This is a genomic window from Lelliottia sp. AC1 (assembly GCF_023278595.1).
GTDB classification, from domain to species: Bacteria; Pseudomonadota; Gammaproteobacteria; order Enterobacterales; family Enterobacteriaceae; genus Enterobacter; species Enterobacter nimipressuralis.
The window spans coordinates 2,828,978-2,845,963 of record NZ_CP025699.1; the positions used below are offsets into that span (position 1 = coordinate 2,828,978).

At 53.9% G+C, this 16,986-nt stretch carries 13 protein-coding genes and 1 riboswitch; of the genes, 4 read left to right on the plus strand and 9 right to left on the minus strand.

Annotation, left to right across the window (positions count from 1 at the left end; genetic code table 11):
* Window positions 1-8 precede the first annotated feature (8 nt).
* From C0560_RS13475 to fbaB, 6 genes are all read right to left on the minus strand, one after another.
* The gene (locus C0560_RS13475; RefSeq protein ID WP_100779587.1) at window positions 9-872 is read right to left on the minus strand and encodes an ABC transporter ATP-binding protein; all 864 of its coding nucleotides are present in this window, start codon (window positions 870-872) and stop codon (window positions 9-11) included.
* Entirely contained in the window at window positions 844-1,749 is a 906-nt protein-coding gene (locus tag C0560_RS13480; protein ID WP_123427338.1) for an ABC transporter permease, read from the minus strand. Before C0560_RS13480 ends, C0560_RS13475 begins: the two co-directional genes overlap by 29 nt.
* Entirely contained in the window at window positions 1,746-2,783 is a 1,038-nt protein-coding gene (locus C0560_RS13485; protein ID WP_107703253.1) for an ABC transporter permease, read from the minus strand. Before C0560_RS13485 ends, C0560_RS13480 begins: the two co-directional genes overlap by 4 nt.
* Window positions 2,780-4,396, minus strand: coding sequence for an ABC transporter substrate-binding protein (locus C0560_RS13490; protein WP_248858726.1), 1,617 nt, complete (start codon window positions 4,394-4,396; stop codon window positions 2,780-2,782). The genes C0560_RS13485 and C0560_RS13490 overlap by 4 nt, the downstream gene beginning before the upstream one ends.
* A gap of 33 nt (window positions 4,397-4,429) precedes the next feature.
* Window positions 4,430-5,584: a mandelate racemase family protein gene (locus tag C0560_RS13495; protein WP_248858727.1), complete on the minus strand. Its 1,155-nt coding sequence runs from the start codon at window positions 5,582-5,584 to the stop codon at window positions 4,430-4,432.
* A 312-nt stretch (window positions 5,585-5,896) separates the two neighbouring features.
* Entirely contained in the window at window positions 5,897-6,949 is a 1,053-nt protein-coding gene (gene fbaB, locus C0560_RS13500; protein ID WP_123427334.1) for a class I fructose-bisphosphate aldolase, read from the minus strand.
* Between the two features lie 252 nt (window positions 6,950-7,201).
* On the opposite strand from fbaB, the gene C0560_RS13505 reads away from it, so the two are divergent.
* From C0560_RS13505 to C0560_RS13515, 3 genes are read left to right on the plus strand one after another with little or no spacing between them, the layout of a single operon-like run.
* A complete protein-coding gene (locus tag C0560_RS13505; RefSeq protein WP_248858728.1) occupies window positions 7,202-8,479 on the plus strand; it encodes a nucleoside permease in 1,278 nt (425 codons plus the stop codon).
* A complete protein-coding gene (locus tag C0560_RS13510; RefSeq protein ID WP_102104111.1) occupies window positions 8,476-9,480 on the plus strand; it encodes an ADP-ribosylglycohydrolase family protein in 1,005 nt (334 codons plus the stop codon). The genes C0560_RS13505 and C0560_RS13510 overlap by 4 nt, the downstream gene beginning before the upstream one ends.
* A complete protein-coding gene (locus C0560_RS13515) occupies window positions 9,477-10,433 on the plus strand; it encodes a PfkB family carbohydrate kinase (RefSeq protein WP_181826572.1) in 957 nt (318 codons plus the stop codon). Before C0560_RS13510 ends, C0560_RS13515 begins: the two co-directional genes overlap by 4 nt.
* Here C0560_RS13515 and C0560_RS13520 read toward each other — a convergent pair.
* The 3 genes from C0560_RS13520 to thiM are packed head-to-tail and all read right to left on the minus strand — an operon-like array spanning window position 10,407 to window position 12,770.
* Complete coding sequence (locus tag C0560_RS13520) at window positions 10,407-11,153, minus strand: GntR family transcriptional regulator (RefSeq protein ID WP_100779578.1); 747 nt, start codon at window positions 11,151-11,153, stop codon at window positions 10,407-10,409. The genes C0560_RS13515 and C0560_RS13520 overlap by 27 nt on opposite strands.
* A 49-nt stretch (window positions 11,154-11,202) precedes the next feature.
* Window positions 11,203-12,003 carry a bifunctional hydroxymethylpyrimidine kinase/phosphomethylpyrimidine kinase gene (thiD, locus tag C0560_RS13525; RefSeq protein WP_248858730.1) on the minus strand — a complete coding sequence of 267 codons (801 nt, stop codon included), beginning with the start codon at window positions 12,001-12,003 and terminating at the stop codon, window positions 11,203-11,205.
* Complete coding sequence (gene thiM / locus C0560_RS13530; protein WP_123427330.1) at window positions 12,000-12,770, minus strand: hydroxyethylthiazole kinase; 771 nt, start codon at window positions 12,768-12,770, stop codon at window positions 12,000-12,002. Before thiM ends, thiD begins: the two co-directional genes overlap by 4 nt.
* 36 nt (window positions 12,771-12,806) lie before the next feature.
* Window positions 12,807-12,904: riboswitch (TPP riboswitch) on the minus strand.
* Window positions 12,905-13,921: 1,017 nt separating this feature from the next.
* On the opposite strand from thiM, the gene C0560_RS13535 reads away from it, so the two are divergent.
* Entirely contained in the window at window positions 13,922-16,966 is a 3,045-nt protein-coding gene (locus C0560_RS13535) for a hypothetical protein (RefSeq protein WP_248858732.1), read from the plus strand.
* Window positions 16,967-16,986: the final 20 nt, after the last annotated feature.

The window sequence follows — 16,986 nt, forward strand, 5'->3', positions numbered from 1 at the left end:
TCTGCTCCTTACTCCGTGAGCCAGCTGGCCTGGCGCTGCAATACCGGCAGCACCGGACGGCGGTGGTTAAGTTCCGGCAGGGCGCTGATTAACCCCTGGGTATAAGGATGCTGCGCTTTGTGCAGATCGCAGGCGGCGATGGATTCCACCACCCGACCGGCGTACATCACCAGCACCCGGTCACAGAAACTGCGCACCAGGTTGATATCGTGGCTGATAAAAATTAGCCCCAGCCCGCGGGATTTCACCAGATCGTCCAGCAATCCCAGCACCTGCAAACGCACAGAGACGTCCAGCGCGGAGGTCGGTTCATCGGCGATCACAAGCTCGGGATCGGTGATCAGCATCATGGCGATCATGATGCGTTGCCCCTGCCCGCCGGAAATTTCATGCGGATAGAGGTGATAGACCCGCTCCGGCTGGCGAATACGCACCACGTCGAGCATCTCCAGCACTTTGGCTTTGGCCTCGGCTTTGCGCCCCGGATGGTGCGTCAGCCAGGCTTCGGCGATCTGATCGCCCACGCAGACAACCGGATTGAGAGAGTATTTCGGGTCCTGCATGATCATAGAGATGCGCTTGCCGCGAATGCCGCGCATTTGCGCCTCGCTGACGCTGCGCAGATCGACATCGCCAAACTGCATCCTGGTTGCGCTGATCCGCGCTTTTGCCGGGTGCAGGCGCAATAGCGCGCGCCCGACGGTGGATTTCCCGGAGCCGGACTCGCCGACAATCGCCAGCTTTTCGCGTCCGAGCTGGAAGGAGACGCCGCGCACGGCATGGGTCACCGCGCCGCCGTTGATAAAATCGACGTGCAGATCGCGCACATCGAGCAGTGGAGCGTTATTCGCTGCGAGGATCGAGGATGTCACGTAGGCCATCTCCTAAGAAGTTGAACGCCAGGCTGTTGATCAGAATCGCCAGCCCCGGAATAGTCACTACCCACCAGCACTCCATCATGTAGGTTCGCCCGCTGGAGATCATCGCGCCCCACTCCGGCTCCGGCGGCTGCGCGCCCAGGCCGAGGAAGCCCAGACCGGCAGCGGTCAGGATGATCCCCGCCATGTTCATGGTGATACGGATAATCACCGACGGCAGACACAGCGGCACGATATGACGCCACAGCACGCGTACGGGAGACGCGCCCTGCAGGCGCACCGCCGAGATAAAATCGGCCTGACGCAGAGAGAGCGTTTCCGCACGCGCCAGGCGCGCTATCGGCGGCCATGCGGTGAGCGTAATGGCAATCACCACGTGCTCCAGCCCCGGACCGAGCGCCGCCACGAATGCCAGCGCCAGCACCAGGCTCGGGAACGAGATAAAGATATCCGTCACCCGCATCAGCACCGCATCCACTTTGCCACCGAAATACCCGGCGGTGACGCCCAGCAGCAAGCCGAGCGGCCCGACGGTGACCGACACCAGCAGCACGATATAGAGCGTGATACGCGAGCCGTACACAAGGCGGCTGAAAATATCGCGGCCAAACTCGTCGGTGCCGAACCAGTGCTGCGCATTCGGCGCGACCAGCGCATTGTTGAGGTCCTGCACCAGCGGGTTGTAGGGCGCAATCAGCGGCGCAAAGGCGGCCACGATCAGCAGTAGCAGAACAATTCCGCCGCCGATGGCAGTCAGCGGATTGCGTGCCATTTTGCCGACAAAACCGCCCGCCCGGTTCAGGGTGCGTTTAATACGCTGGCGGCTTTCGCTGTTGCGCGCCCCCAGCGGCGAATCCAGAGAAACGGTCATGATTTCGTCCTCGGGTCGAAGAGTTGATACAGCATGTCGGAGAGCAGGTTGAGCATCACGAAGATCAGCCCCACCAGCAGCACACAGCCCATCACCGCATTCATGTCGCCGAGCAGCAGGCTGCCGGTGAGATAGGAGCCAAAGCCCGGCCAGGAGAAGACGGTTTCAATCAGCACCGCTCCTTCCAGCAGCGAGCCGTAGGCCAGCGCCACGACCGTTAAGAGCTGTACCAGGATATTGCGAAACGCGTGATTCCAGATCACCTGACGCTCGGTTAAGCCTTTCACCCGCGCGGTGATGATGAACTCCTGGGACAGCTGCGCCAGCATAAAGCTGCGCGTCATGCGGCTGATGTAGGCCAGCGAATGGAAGCCCAGTAACGATGCGGGCAGGACCAGGTGGTTGATCGCATTCCAGAACACGGCGCTGTTTCCGGCCAGCAGCGCATCGATGGTCATAAGCCCGGTACGACGCGGCACGATACCGTCCAGCCCTAAATCGAGCCGTCCCGCGCCGCCCACCCAGCCGAGCCAGGCGTAGAACAGCAGCAGACCCATCATCCCGACCCAAAAGATCGGCGTGGAGTAGCCCGCAAGGCTGATAATGCGCACCACGTAATCGGAAAGACTGTTGCGACGCGCCGCCGCCAGCACGCCGAGCGGAATGCCTAACCCCGCACCGACGATAATGGCCATCGTCGCCAGCTCCAGCGTTGCCGGGAAGACGCGCAGAATATCGTCTGTGACCGGTTTGCCCGTCAGCAGCGCATTACCCAGATCGCCGTGCAGCAGGTTGTTCAGATAAATACCAAACTGCGTCAGCAACGACTGGTCGAAGCCCAACTGGTGATACACCTGCTGATAGGTGCTGTGGTCGGCATCCGGGCCGACAATCGCCAGCACCGGATCGACCGGCATCACGCGGCCAATAAAGAACGTCAGCAGCAGCAGGCCAAACAGCGTCACCAGCACCTGCGTCAGTCGCTTTGAGAAACGGCGGGTCCGGGAGCCGGGCGAGAGGATCGCGACGCTCATTTTTCACCTCCGGTTTTGTAGACTTCACGCAGGAAAGTGGTGGCCGACGGGTGCGACTGGAAGTTTTTCACTTCATTACGCACGACAACGGAATCCACCATCTGCGACAGCGGGACCATTGCCGGAATGAGTTCGTCGTAGCGCACCTGAATTTGCTGATAATCCGCCACTTGCTTCTGCGGATCGCGTTCCAGCAGCGCTTTGTCGATCATCTCGTTCAGCGGCTTGTCGTAGAAACTGGTGCGCCAGCCCTGGAAGTTGGTGAGCCGCGCTTCGTCGCTGTTGTCCGGGTTATAGACCAGCGCACGCAGGCTAGAGTGCGGGTGCGGTTCGACGCCGCTCCCGCCGCGCCCGACCAGCATGTCGAACTTACGCTCGCGCATGGCGCCGTAGATCTGATTGCCGGTACCGGTGATGATTTTGGCGTTGATCCCCGCCTGCATCAGCGTCGACTGCACCGCGATGGCAATATTGAGGAACGGCTGATCCGCCAGCACGCGCAGGGTGGTGTCGAAACCCTCCGGATAGCCCGCCTCTGCCAGCAGCTTTTTGGCGCGCGGAATATCCAGCCGGTAGCCCGGATCAGGGAGCGTCGACGGCATACCGGCTTTGATTGGACGCTGATGCAGCACACCGTAGCCCGGCATCAGGGCTTTGTTGATGCCCTGATAATCAATCAGATAGCGCACCGCTTCGCGCACTTTCGGGTTGGCGAAGTGCGCCTCTTTCATGCTCATCGCCACGTAATAGACCGTCCCCTTCTGCACGGCTTCAACCGTAAGCTGAGGGTCTTTGCGCAGGGCGTTGATATCCGACACAGCCATGTTACTGGCAATATCCAGATCGCCTTTCTCAATCATCAGGCGCAGGGTTTGTGACTCCTGAAAGTGGCGCAGCACGACGCGGTTCATTTTCGGTTCATCGCGCCAGTAGTGCGGGTTGCGCTGCATACGCAGCACATCTTTCGCCTGCCAGGTTTCCAGCATGAATGGGCCAGAACCGGCCTCGTTGGTGGTCAGCCAGCGGTTACCCCAGTCGTTATTCACCTCATGGGACTGCACCGTTTTGCTGTCGAGCACCCCCAGATTGCCGAGCGCCCCGAGAGAATAAATCACCAGCTGCGGATCGTTAGGCTTGGGCAGCACGATCTGCACGGTGTAGTCGTCGGTCGCGCGGATTTGCTGGTCGATGTTTTTCTTCGAAAAGCCGTAGGATTTCCAGACGGATGCCTGCGCCAGATTGAGGTGCAGCAGACGGCGCATCGACCACACCACATCCTGCGCCGTGAGCGGGTTGCCCGAGTGGAATTTGACGTTATCGCGCAGATGGAAAGTCAGGGTTTTGCCGTCTGGCGCAATATCCCAGGATTTCGCCAGCGCGGGCCTGACGTGGGTGAGTTCGTTCGGATCCAGCTCCACCAGCGAATCGTAGAGATTCACCACGATGCCAACCACTTCGTTGCCGGTCATCGCCGCCGGGTCGAGGGTCAGCAGGTTGTTCATGTTCATGCCGATGATGAGCTGGTCGGGCGGCGTTTTCGCGTACGCCGCACCGCCCCCCATCATCAGCGAGAGCGCGAGTACACACGCTCTGCACAGCGGAGTTTGTTTCATGTATATATCGCCTGTAGGGTACGTTTTTATGTGTCAGTCGTGGCTGACGATATTGGCTTCGATATACGCAAAATTAATGTCTTCGCCGAGTCCAGGGCGATTCGGCAGGCTAACCATGCCGTGTTCATCCATCGGGTCGACCAGGCTGTGGAGATACGCCGCCGGTTGGTCGTAATCAAGGAACGGGTGCAGCAGGCCGCGCTCATACCAGCGGCAGTTTTTAATGGCGCCAATCACCGCGAGGCTTGCCGCGCCGTTACCGTGTACTTCACAGTCCATGCCGAAGGACTCCGCGAGGTTCGCCACTTTCAGCGTCGGTGATATCCCGCCCACGCCGTTAGCGCCCGCGCGCAGAATGTCGCACGCCCCCGCTTTCACCCAGTCGGCGCGGCTGTGATGTTTTCCGCCCAGGCTTTCCGGGCCGATAATCGGGATCGACAGGTTTTCCGCAAGCCAGACGTAGGAGGCCATGCTCTCCTCTTCCATCGGCTCTTCAAACCAGGCGAAGTTGAGTTTTTCCAGTTCTTTGCCGATGTACAACGCTTCAGTACGGCTGTACCAGTGATAGCCGTCGATCATCAGATCGATATCTGGCCCGACCGCTTCACGCACGGCGGCGCAGGCTTTGACGTCCATTTTCGGGTTTGGCGCAAACGAGACGGGCGGCATCCAGGTGTGAAGTTTGATGGCTTTGTATCCGCGCGCCACCAGGGTTTCAGCGAAGCTCGCGTACTCATCCGGCGTCGACAGGCCGCCTGGCAGATCGTCGCCACACATTGTGCTGCCGTAGGCCGGAACTTTATCGCGATACCCGCCAAGCAGTTTCCAGACCGGCATATTCAGTTTGCGGCCAATCAGATCCCACAGCGCCTGCTCGACGAACCCAAGCGCGCGCTCGGTGAGCTGGTGCGCGCTCCCGCGCTGCCAGTGCGCCAGCTCCTGCCAGATTTTCTCGCGATTGAACGCATCCTGGCCGACCAGCACTTTGCGAAAGAAAGTATTGACCACAAAGGGACGCACCACTTCCGGCGGCGCGAAAGAATACCCTTTGGTGCCATCGTCTGCCGTGATCGAGAGCATCGCCATTTTGGCCATACTTTCCGGGCCAGGGTGCGAGTGCCCGGCGCTGTCGGAGACCCGGCGCGTCGGGTACTGGAAGACGGTGACGTTTACAGATTCAATTTTCATTATCAGTCCTTAAAACAACAGAGGTTCAGAGCGACTTCGTAATTTGAAAAGCTGTTTCGAAAGTAACTTTAAGCGCAAAATTCGTCCGCTGCCTTAGACAAATTCCGCTAAGCATCGACCATTTATTGGGCATATGCACGGTGAGGAGTGACAGTTTTCACAAAAGAGAGGGGAAGTGTGAAGTTGATCGGGATAAGGGTTTGGCTGAAATGAAACGGGGTTTTGGGTTATCTCTTTTCCCATAGAAATGAGAGGGAAATTATCGGATCTGATAAATCCCCTCTCCAGGGTGGAGAAGGGATTGCAGTAAACCTACGCGATAGTGACTTTGGTATCCAGATACACGTCCTGCACCGCGTTGATCAGCTTAACGCCTTCGGTCATCGATTTTTTAAACGCCTTACGGCCCAGAATCAGGCCCATACCGCCCGCGCGTTTATTGATCACCGCCGTGCGCACCGCATCGGTAAGATCCGTTTCGCCGCCTGCCGCACCGCCGGAGTTAATCAGCCCCGCGCGGCCCATGTAGCAGTTGGCGAGCTGGTAGCGCACCAGATCAATCGGGTTTTCGCTGGTCAGTTTGCTGTAAACACGGTCGTCGGTGTAACCGAAGTTTACTGCCTTATAGCCGCCGTTATTTTCGGCCATTTTCTGCTTCACGATATCCGCGCCAATGGTCGCCGCCAGATGATTCGCCTGGCCGGTGAGATCCGCAGAAACGTGGTAATCCACGCCATCTTTCTTGAAGGCGTTGTTACGCAGATAGGCCCACAGCACCGTGACCATCCCCAGCTCGTGGGCACGCTCGAACGCCGCAGAGATCTCCTCAATCTGACGACGGGACTGTTCGGAGCCGAAGTAAATTGTCGCCCCTACTGCCACCGCGCCCATGTTAAACGCCTGCTCGACGCTGGCATACAACGTCTGGTCGTATTCGGTCGGGTAGCTCAGGGTTTCGTTATGGTTCAGTTTTACGAGGAAGGGGATGCGGTGCGCGTAGCGGCGCGACACGGAGGCCAGCACGCCGTAAGTTGACGCCACGCAGTTACAGCCGGCTTCAATCGCCAGCTCAACAATATTCTTCGGATCGAAATAGAGCGGATTGGCGGCAAACGACGCTCCCGCAGAGTGCTCGACGCCCTGGTCAACGGGCAGAATGGACAGATAGCCTGTTCCGGCGAGGCGCCCGGTGTTGTAAAGCGTCTGCATGTTTCGCAGAACCGCAGGCGGGCGATTGTTATCAATCATCACCCGATCAACGTAGTCGTGGCCCGGCAGGTAGAGCTGATCGGCTGGAATAGTCATACAACGATGCTGTAAAAGGCTGTCGGCGTCTTTGCCAAGCAGCTGCGCAATATCAGTCATAGCGATGCTCCCGTAAGTTCCGACATCGTGTCGGAGCGTGATATCCATACCCACATTTTTGTGAGCAGACTAAGCCTGGACCCGTCCTAGCCTATTTTCCAGCCTGAGTCATTTTTTTCAGCACAATCTGCTGGCTCGTTTCGTGTACAACAAAACTGTTACATTGATCAAACAATCACCGCAAAGGTATTTAAAAGGTATTATTGAGTGGTATGTTAAAGGCGTACCCTCTCTGACATGCAGGATTAAACAATGAAAACGAAAGTCCAACTGTCATTCATGATGTTTGTTGAATGGTTTATCTGGGGCGCGTGGTTTGTGCCGCTGTGGCTGTGGCTGAGTAAAAGCGGCTTTACCGCCGGGGAAATTGGCTGGTCGTATGCCTGTACCGCTATCGCCGCGATCCTCTCGCCGATCCTCGTTGGCTCGCTGACAGACCGCTTCTTTGCCGCGCAAAAAGTGCTGGCGGTGCTGATGTTTGCCGGGGCAATTCTGATGTACTTCGCCGCTCAGCAAACGCACTTCAGCGCCTTCTTCCCGTTGCTGCTGCTCTACTCTCTGACCTACATGCCGACCATCGCCCTGACCAACAGCATTGCCTTTGCGAACGTTGACGACGTGGAGGCCGATTTTCCGCGCATCCGCGTGATGGGGACGATTGGCTGGATCGCCTCGGGCCTGGCCTGCGGTTTCCTGCCGCAAATGCTCGGCTACAACGATATTTCTGACACCAATATTCCCCTGCTGATGACGGCGGCCAGCTCTGCGCTTCTGGGCGTGTTTGCCCTGTTCCTGCCGAATACACCGCCAAAGAGCACCGGCAAGCTGGATATCAAAGTGATGCTGGGGCTGGATGCGCTCATTTTACTGCGCGATAAAAACTTCCTCGTGTTCTTCTTCTGCTCGTTCCTGTTCGCGATGCCGCTGGCGTTCTACTACATCTTTGCGAACGGATATCTCACGGAAGTGGGCATGAAAAACGCCACCGGCTGGATGACCCTCGGCCAGTTCTCTGAAATCTTCTTTATGCTGGCGCTGCCTTTCTTCACCAAGCGCTTTGGTATTAAAAAGGTCCTGCTGCTGGGCCTGATTACCGCCGCCATCCGCTACGGCTTCTTTGTCTTCGGTGGCGCAGATCAATACTTCACCTACGCGCTGCTGTTCCTGGGCATTTTGCTCCACGGCGTAAGCTACGACTTCTATTACGTCACCGCGTATATCTACGTGGACAAAAAAGCGCCTGTGCATATGCGTACCGCAGCGCAAGGGCTGATCACACTCTGCTGTCAGGGCTTTGGCAGCCTGCTGGGCTACCGTCTGGGCGGCGTGATGATGGAAAAAATGTTTGCCTATAAAGAGCCTGTGAACGGGTTGACCTTCAACTGGGCCGGAATGTGGGCGTTCGGCGGCATTATGATCGCCGTTATCGCCGTGCTGTTTATGCTGTTTTTCCGCGAATCGGATAAAGAGATCACCGCCATTGAGGTGGATGATGCCGATACTGCGCTGACACGAGGGGAAGTAAAATGAAAGCAGAACGTATTCTCGGTGCCCTGTACGGGCAGATGTTGGGGGATGCGATGGGCATGCCGTCAGAGCTGTGGCCAAGAAGCCGCGTGAAAGCCCATTTTGGCTGGATCGACCGCTTTTTGCCCGGCCCGGCAGAGAATAATGCCGCCTGTTATTTTGGCCGGGCGGAGTTTACGGATGATACCTCCATGGCCCTGAGCCTGGCGGATGCCATTATCGAATGCGACGGGCAGATTGATCCCGATGCCATCGGCAGGCATATCCTGCTGTGGGCCGAAGAGTTTGATGCTTTTAATAAGAACGTGCTCGGCCCAACGTCAAAAATTGCCCTTAACGCCATCCGCAGCGGTAAACCGGTGAGCGAGCTGGAAAATAATGGCGTTACCAACGGCGCGGCGATGCGCGCCTCACCGCTCGGCTGCCTGCTCCCGGCCACCCGTCTTGAGCATTTTGTTGAGCAGGTGGCGCTCGCCTCCAGTCCGACGCACAAATCGGATCTGGCGATTGCCGGTGCGGTGGTGATCGCCTGGGCAATCTCCCGCGCCATTGACGGGGAAAGCTGGCAGAACATCGTCGACGCACTGCCCGGCATCGCGCGTTATGCCCAGGAGTCCAGATCCACCACGTTCAGCGCCTCTCTGGCTGCGCGTCTGGAACTGGCCCTTAAAACCGTGCGCGAGGCCAACGGCATCGACTCCGCCAGCGAGCAGATTTACCAGCTCGTCGGCGCAGGCACCAGCACCATTGAATCCGTTCCGGCGGCGATTGCGATGGTGGAACTGGCCGGGACAGACCCAAACCGCTGCGCAATTTTATGCGCGAATCTCGGCGGGGATACGGACACTATCGGCGCGATGGCGACCGCGATTTGCGGCGCGCTGCATGGCGTGCAGGCAATTGATCCGGCGCTGAAAGCCGAGCTGGATGCGGTGAATCAGCTGGACTTTGGCTACTACTGCGAGCATCTGCTGCACTATCGGGAAGAAAGAGAGGGCGCATGAGAACCGAACTTTCTCACCAGCTTGAAACCTTAACGGCCCAGCGTCCGGTGACGGTGCTGGGTGCGGCGGTCATCGACGTGATCGCCGATGCCTACGCCCTGCCCTGGCGCGGGTGTGATATCGAATTAAAACAGCAGGGCGTGAACATTGGCGGCTGTGCGCTGAACATCGCTATCGCCCTGAAACGCCTCGGGATCACGGCGCAAAACGCGCTACCGGTCGGGCACGGCGTGTGGGCCGATATCATTCGTAACGCCATGGCGAAACAGGATCTGCACAGCGCGGTGGAAGCCGAAAGCGGTGATAACGGCTGGTGCCTGGCGCTGGTGGAGCCGGACGGCGAGCGCACCTTTATGTCTTTCAGCGGCGTGGAAAACCAGTGGCAGCAGAGCTGGCTGGACGCGCTTGTGGTGCCGCCTCACAGCCTGGTATCGCTCTCGGGCTATCAGCTGGCCTCGCCGTGCGGGGACCTGCTGACGCACTGGCTGGAAGGGCTTAGAGACGTAACGGCGTTTATCGATTTTGGGCCACGCATCGCGGATATTCCTGATGCATTGATGGCACGTATCATGGCCTGCAAACCGATTGTGTCGCTGAATCGCCAGGAAGCCGTTATTGCGGCGGAGCGTCTAGGTATGTCCATGGAAGCCCTCGGCAAGGCGTGGCAGGCGCATTACGGCTGCCCGCTGATTGTGCGGCACGATAAAGACGGCGCAGAGTATTACGACGGTGAAAATGCCGGGCATGTTCCGGCATTTCCCGCCACGGTGGTGGATACCATTGGTGCAGGTGACAGCCACGCAGGTGGAACGCTGGCTGGGCTGGCGGCGGGCTGGGCGCTGCCAGATGCGGTATTACTCGGTAATGCGGTGGCCGCGTGGGTAGTCAGCCATCGCGGCGGCGACTGTGCGCCGACGCGCGAGGAACTACTCCTCGCACACAAAGACGTATAAATCGCTGCGACAGTAGCTAATGCTGTACTCAATCGGCCGGTGTTGCTGGTCAAGCGCGACTTGCTTGATCACCAGCACCGGTATTTTTTCGTCCATTTTGATGTGCATCTGGAATTCGCTGTCCGGCATCCGGGCGCTGACGCGCGAGCGGGTACGCTGCGGGAAGATATTCTGGCTGCGGAAATAGTCGTACAGAGAAATCCCGATGGCATCGGGGTCGTGAATCAGCCCAACCGGCACCCAGGACTCTTCAATCGACACGGCGTCGTCGTCAACGTAACGAATGCGTTTGAGCATAAAGACATCGCTTTGCGGTGCGATTGAGAGCTCCGACGCGACTTCATCCGGGCATTTGACGATCCGTTTGTTCACCCACAGGGTGTCAGGCTTTTTGCCGCGCAGGACCACCTGCTGAGAAAACCCGCGCGCCTCCTTGAGGGAATACTCAAATATGTTATTAATCTGCGTGCCATAGCCCTGAGAACGCGTGACCACGCCCTCCTCTTCCAGCGCCTGCAACGCCTTGCGCACGGTAATGCGCGACACCCCGGTCAACTGGCTCAGATCGCGCTCGCCCGGCAAAATGTTGCCATGCTCCAGCATTCCGCTGCGCACGGCGTTTTTTACCGTCTCGGCAAATCTCAGATAAAGCGGGGTATTATCCACCGCCGCAAACCGTTCATTCAGTTGAGCAATTAACCGGGTATGCGCTTGTTCCATCTCTGTTTTCCTGGCAGAAAGTCCTTATTCAGTATACTCCTTCAGCGCTTTACCACCATGCATGAAAATGGTGAACCGGGCCAATACCGTGACCGACTTCCAGAGTATCGGCTTTGGCGAGCGCCAGTGAGAGCCAGGCTTTGGCGTCCTGCACCGTATCGGCCCAGTTTTCATGGCGCGGGCGCAGCGCCGCCAGTGCCGCCGACAGGGTGCAGCCGGTGCCGTGGGTGTTTTTGGTGATGACGCGCGGGGCGGTAAATCGCTGCGCACCGTCGCGGGTAAAGAGCCAGTCCGGGCTTTCGGCGTCGTCCAGATGACCGCCCTTCATCAGCACCGCTTCACAGCCCAGCGCCAGTAATGCACGGCCCTGCTCTTTCATCTCCTGTTCGCTACGGGCGTGCGGCGCATCGAGCAGCGCCGCCGCTTCCGGCAGATTCGGCGTGATGAGCGAAACCTGCGGCAGCAGCTTTTTACGCAGGGTTTCAACGGCAGACGTTGAAAGCAGCGGATCGCCGCTTTTTGCCAGCATCACCGTATCGAGCACCACGTTTTGCACCTGATAACGCTTCAGCCGCTCGGCCACCGCTACAACGATATCGGTTTCGGCCAGCATGCCGATTTTGGTGGTATCAATGCGTACGTCGCTGAACACGGAATCGAGCTGAGCCGCGACAAAATCTGGCTCAATGCGATAGACCGACTGTACGCCACGGGTATTTTGCGCCACCAGCGCGGTGATGACCGAGCAGCCATAAGCCCCGAGAGCGGAGAACGTTTTGAGATCGGCCTGAATACCCGCGCCGCCGCTCGGATCGGTGCCTGCGATGGTTAATGCGTTGATGCGTTTCATGCCTGCGCCTCCAGATTCCAGAGGGCGTCAATAAAGGCGCTGGCAAAACTGCCCGGCCCGGCGCTGTGTGCGGCGGCTACTCCTCCCGCGCGCTTCATCCATCCACAGGCGGCAGCCACATTATCCAGCCGATCGCCCGGCAGCGAGCAGCTTGCCGCAACCACCGCCGACAGGGCACAGCCGGTGCCGACCACGCGGGTCATCATCGGATCACCTCCTGCGATGGTTTTCGTTCGCTGCCCGTCGGTGACGTAATCCACCTCCCCCGTGACCGCAACAATGGCGTTGGTCTGGCGTGCCAGTGCCTGGGCTGCGGGCAACGCGCTGGCAGCGGTATCGGTAGTGTCTACGCCGCGACCGCCCGCGCTCATACCGGCAAGGGCAAGGATTTCTGAGGCATTCCCACGGATGGCGGCGGGTTTCAGAGTGAGAATTTGCTGGCAAAAGCGGGTGCGAAACGCCAGCGCACCGACCGCCACCGGATCGAGCGTCCAGGGCTTGCCTGCGCCAACCGCACGTTCAATTGCCCGGCGCATGGCCTGCGCGCGCGGCGAGGTGAGCGTACCGACATTGATTAACAGCGCATCGGCTATCCCGGCAAACTGCTCCGCCTCTTCGGCTTCGATAACCATCGCCGGAGAGGCCCCGAGGGCCAGTAAAACGTTCGCGGTAAAGGCCTGCACCACATCGTTAGTCATGCAGTGAGTAAGCGGAGAACGGGTACGGAAGTGGTGTAAGACGTGTAAATCGAGCAGGTCAGGCTGCATGGTTTCGCTCCTGCCTTGCGTCAAGAAGCGATAGCCGTGAGGGGCATCTGACTTCCCTACGCTGGCATTATCCAGATCAGGTAATACGGGTATTTCTCAGCCTTCAACGAAGAAGGGCACCCCGAGTCATGTTGATTACATTTCTTTATCAATTAGTAGGTTACGTCAAGTCACGTGCTGATACAAGATTGATCTTATGAATATTACACTATCACGCTGTACCGCACCTTGTACCCCATTTTGTACCTCATAGGAAAACAATAGAACTTAATACTTTTCAAATCAACTTCTGACCTACTCCACCATCGCAATCTCTATAATCAATATCAATCGATATATATACGGCGTCAGATTAAATGTGCGAGGGGAGAAGATGACAACCATTATTTCCCATTAAGCATTAGCATGTAATTACACATATAAAATACCCTCTTACATTAACAAATTATTCTTGTGAAACGGATTGTTTTTGTAACATATACTAAAAGTGACACAGACAATGAAACCGGTGATTAAATGAAAATGAAAGATCACTGACTTTTGATCAATATGAAAACATTCTATGTAGCGATATGACTCAGCACGAATATGTAACATATTAAAAGTGCGATTACAAAAAGGATACATAGAGAAGCCAAGAAATAACAAACTTACGAAATACAAAAAATGGTATCAAAAAGTAAAACTTAAGCATTTACACAGCCCCCAGTTAAACAACTAATCCATCCCCCAAAAAAAGGCCGACTCACTCGCATGAATCGGCCTTTCTAAATTAATCAATATGGAGCGTGTACAAATGATTAATCCTACATTTATTTTTACCAAGTTTAAGTATGCATCTGCTGAGTGTGGTTCAGGAAAAAATATATTTCATGCGATATAATTAATAATGGTGCTTAATGGGAAAATGTTTGAAACGATTAAAATATCTATCCTATACTAAGTGTGTTATCTGAGAATGCAATATAGCGTTATCAAAAGCAAACAGCACATTAATTACTGAAGGATGATATTCAAGCTGGTGTAATAACAATTAAGCTGTAATAAAAAAACACCAGAATTTGCGGCACTGGTACTTCAAGTTAAATACATTGTACTAAGTGCTTTAGTACATAGGCAATGATGCCAATTTTAAATAAAAGGAATTTTTTATGAATCTCAATACTATTTATCAGAATCAAAAATTAAAAGTTACGTATTTTCAAAACCGTTTTGCATCAGACAAGGCAGAACTAAAACAGAAAGCAGCAGCCGAAGGACGTACAGTAGCCAGTACTTTTCATACAGAATTTGACTGGGATGAATTTGTTAAGGAAGTACTGGATCGTTCTAAATGGGCTACGTTCACTGCAAGTAATCCAGAACAATACAACAAGGCTAAAGAACAATTTGATGCAGTAGTATTTGCTCAGATGATTGAAGGTGCAGCACGTAGTGCAAAAAACGTCATCGCACATTACGCCGTGGTACTCGATATTGATGATGGGATTACCGTTAAAGAAGTACAAGAAGATCTAAGTCAGTACGAATACGTTCTGTATAGCTCTGGTGGTACTGGTATTAGATCTGGTGAACGTTTCCGTGTAGTACTTCCACTTACTAAAACACTTAGTGCTGATGAGTGGTCTGAATGGTCTGAATCGTTAAAGCAGCGTTTTCATTATTCAGATGCGTCATTCAGTAAGTCATTACAGATTCAGTACTTGCCGCAACTGAATACCGTACACACCGATAAGTTTATTAGTCATCACAATGAAGGCCGTCTATTAGATGTAATGGCTGATGTGCAGTACGTAGAACCAATAGCACAGTACATCAATCCTGTTCATCCAGTTAGCTATGAATTTACTTATGCTGAACATCAAGATCTACTTGAAGCCATTATCAATCACAATGATGGTCAGCTTGAGTACGAAGATCGCCGCATTCTCGGTAATCGCCTGGCAGCACTGGGTGTTAACCAATACGATATGATTCGAGTACTGGAACATGTAGGGCGTAGTGGGGCAACACATACTGGAGCAGAGATTGCAGCAATGGCTAATGCTTCATATGGTCATATTGCAGGGCTACGTAAGAACTTACCAGCAGGATACAAACTACCAATGCCTGTTATCTTGCCTCAGTACATTAGCGTTAAGCCGGTAGTCACCGAACAAACACAATACGATTACGAAATCATGTTAAACGGTGATCAGTACCTATCAGACGTGGCTGATAAGTTCAAAGTACTGAACGGTGTGAATCTTTTAATCTGTGATTGTGGAGTAGGTAAGTCGTGGTACTGGTCTAAACGTACTGATGTGATCATGGTTGCCCCATTACTCAGCATTGTTAAGCAGAATACCCGTGCAGGTGCAGAATTTAATAATATTCATGACGGGGTTAGTACTTATCATCAGATTGAAAAAATTCTGAATGATACAGATAACCACGACAAATATAAAAATATGACATTGGTAATTGACGAGGCACACGGTTTATATCTTGATTCTTACCGTGATTCGGTAAATCAGCTTGTTCATAAATGTTTTAGTCTATTCAAATCAGTAGTGCTAATGTCAGGTACTATTCGTCGTGAATACTTCTGCAAACTGGAAGTAGTTAATACAGTACGAGTACGTAAGGTACAACCATTTGATAAGGTGTTAACCCGTATTCAGTGTGAAGGGGATATAGTAGGCACTGCAATTAAACGCATTAATGAACGTCAACATACAAACAAGATGGTTATTCTGTTAAATGACAAAGACGATATTAAAGTAGTACGTTCTAAATTAACTGGCATACGTACTCTTGAATATACCGCAGATACTAAAGACACAGCAGAAATTCAGACATTCTTGAATAGCTCGATTTTAGGTGAGCAGTACGATTGTCTGATCGGTACTAATAGTATCGTAGAAGGTCTGAATGTAAACGATGTACTAAAGAACTGTGAAGTACACGTAATCGGTGATTGCACACCAGAACGTATCGAGCAGGTTACAAACCGTTGGCGTAAGTGTACTGGTACTATCCGTACATACCATTACACGCCGTCAGTACTGGTTAGTGGTGATTTACCAGAGCAGGGTATAGAGATCACGGCACAGGATTACGTAGATGTTGGTACTGATTCTGCAAAAGCAATGAACCGCTATATTCAGCTATTAGGCGATAAGCAACGGAAGAAGTACATCAACACATACCGTAATGAAAACCGTATGGAAAACGTGTACTGGAATGATGAAACGAAACAGTTTGAAGTGTCGTTCATCAAGATTGATTACCAGATGGCTAACAACAGGTTTGAATGCAGTAAGGCCAATTTCAACCGTTACGCTCAGGAACTAACAGAGTACGGCTTTAAGTTCACGGTTCCTCAACGTGCAGTACTTTATGCAGAGGTAGCAGAAGAACGTGCAGCCGTTGCACAGGATAAGAAGGAGCAGTACCGGGCAACTATCGACCTGGTGATCAGTCAGGTACATGATCGTGGTTGGGTAGTTGATAACGACACACCAGAAGCACAGGTACAGCGTGAGTTTGTAGAAGGGTTTATACGTCGTGGCCTAAAGCGTACTGATGTTGTTGAGTACTTAGAACGCCTCAAAGCCAACAAAGAGTACTGGCGGTACTTGAATGAAGATATGGGTAATGCACATAACGGTAACAGCGTACTTGATCTGATTACCCGTGAATTGCCTAACCACTTAGTGACGTATGGTAAGCATAAAAAGCAGGGGTTAACCGTTCAGGGTAAACGTGAATTGGCAGAAAAAATTGCTCGTTTTGTACTGGTAGAACGGTTCAATGGTGATGTGTTGCAAATGCGTTTGGGTGGTTGGTTGTCAGTTATGAAAAATGATCCACAGCTCGATAGTAATACCTATATAAATGCAGAAGCTGTGGATCATTTATTGGACTCACAAGACAAAACACCAGACGAAGTACTGAACCGCTATATCACACTCGGTAAATCAGAACGCTCACGTATTAACGGGAATGTAGAACGCCTTACGCCAGTGAAGTACTTAAGCCTTACCGGTTTTGAATTTGAAAGCAAGAATGATCAGGGTACTGATTTAGCCGATGTAATCAAAGCTAAGACGCGACCTGTATTTGATGCTGTATTACTGAATGTTGACCCAGCAGTAATCACACAATCAAAATCAACATTGAAAAGTACTATTTTTAATAGACGGATGATTTAAAGAGTAGGGGCATAATGCCC

What these genes read in the sequence shown, in the direction of transcription:
- C0560_RS13480 (WP_123427338.1), bottom strand. Translation starts at nt 1,749, where the DNA reads ATGACCGTTTCTCTGGATTCGCCGCTGGGGGCGCGCAACAGCGAAAGC.
- C0560_RS13485 (WP_107703253.1), bottom strand. Translation starts at nt 2,783, where the DNA reads ATGAGCGTCGCGATCCTCTCGCCCGGCTCCCGGACCCGCCGTTTCTCA.
- C0560_RS13490 (WP_248858726.1), bottom strand. Translation starts at nt 4,396, where the DNA reads ATGAAACAAACTCCGCTGTGCAGAGCGTGTGTACTCGCGCTCTCGCTG.
- C0560_RS13495 (WP_248858727.1), bottom strand. Translation starts at nt 5,584, where the DNA reads ATGAAAATTGAATCTGTAAACGTCACCGTCTTCCAGTACCCGACGCGC.
- fbaB (WP_123427334.1), bottom strand. Translation starts at nt 6,949, where the DNA reads ATGACTGATATTGCGCAGCTGCTTGGCAAAGACGCCGACAGCCTTTTA.
- C0560_RS13505 (WP_248858728.1), top strand. Translation starts at nt 7,202, where the DNA reads ATGAAAACGAAAGTCCAACTGTCATTCATGATGTTTGTTGAATGGTTT.
- C0560_RS13510 (WP_102104111.1), top strand. Translation starts at nt 8,476, where the DNA reads ATGAAAGCAGAACGTATTCTCGGTGCCCTGTACGGGCAGATGTTGGGG.
- C0560_RS13515 (WP_181826572.1), top strand. Translation starts at nt 9,477, where the DNA reads ATGAGAACCGAACTTTCTCACCAGCTTGAAACCTTAACGGCCCAGCGT.
- C0560_RS13520 (WP_100779578.1), bottom strand. Translation starts at nt 11,153, where the DNA reads ATGGAACAAGCGCATACCCGGTTAATTGCTCAACTGAATGAACGGTTT.
- thiD (WP_248858730.1), bottom strand. Translation starts at nt 12,003, where the DNA reads ATGAAACGCATCAACGCATTAACCATCGCAGGCACCGATCCGAGCGGC.
- thiM (WP_123427330.1), bottom strand. Translation starts at nt 12,770, where the DNA reads ATGCAGCCTGACCTGCTCGATTTACACGTCTTACACCACTTCCGTACC.
- C0560_RS13535 (WP_248858732.1), top strand. Translation starts at nt 13,922, where the DNA reads ATGAATCTCAATACTATTTATCAGAATCAAAAATTAAAAGTTACGTAT.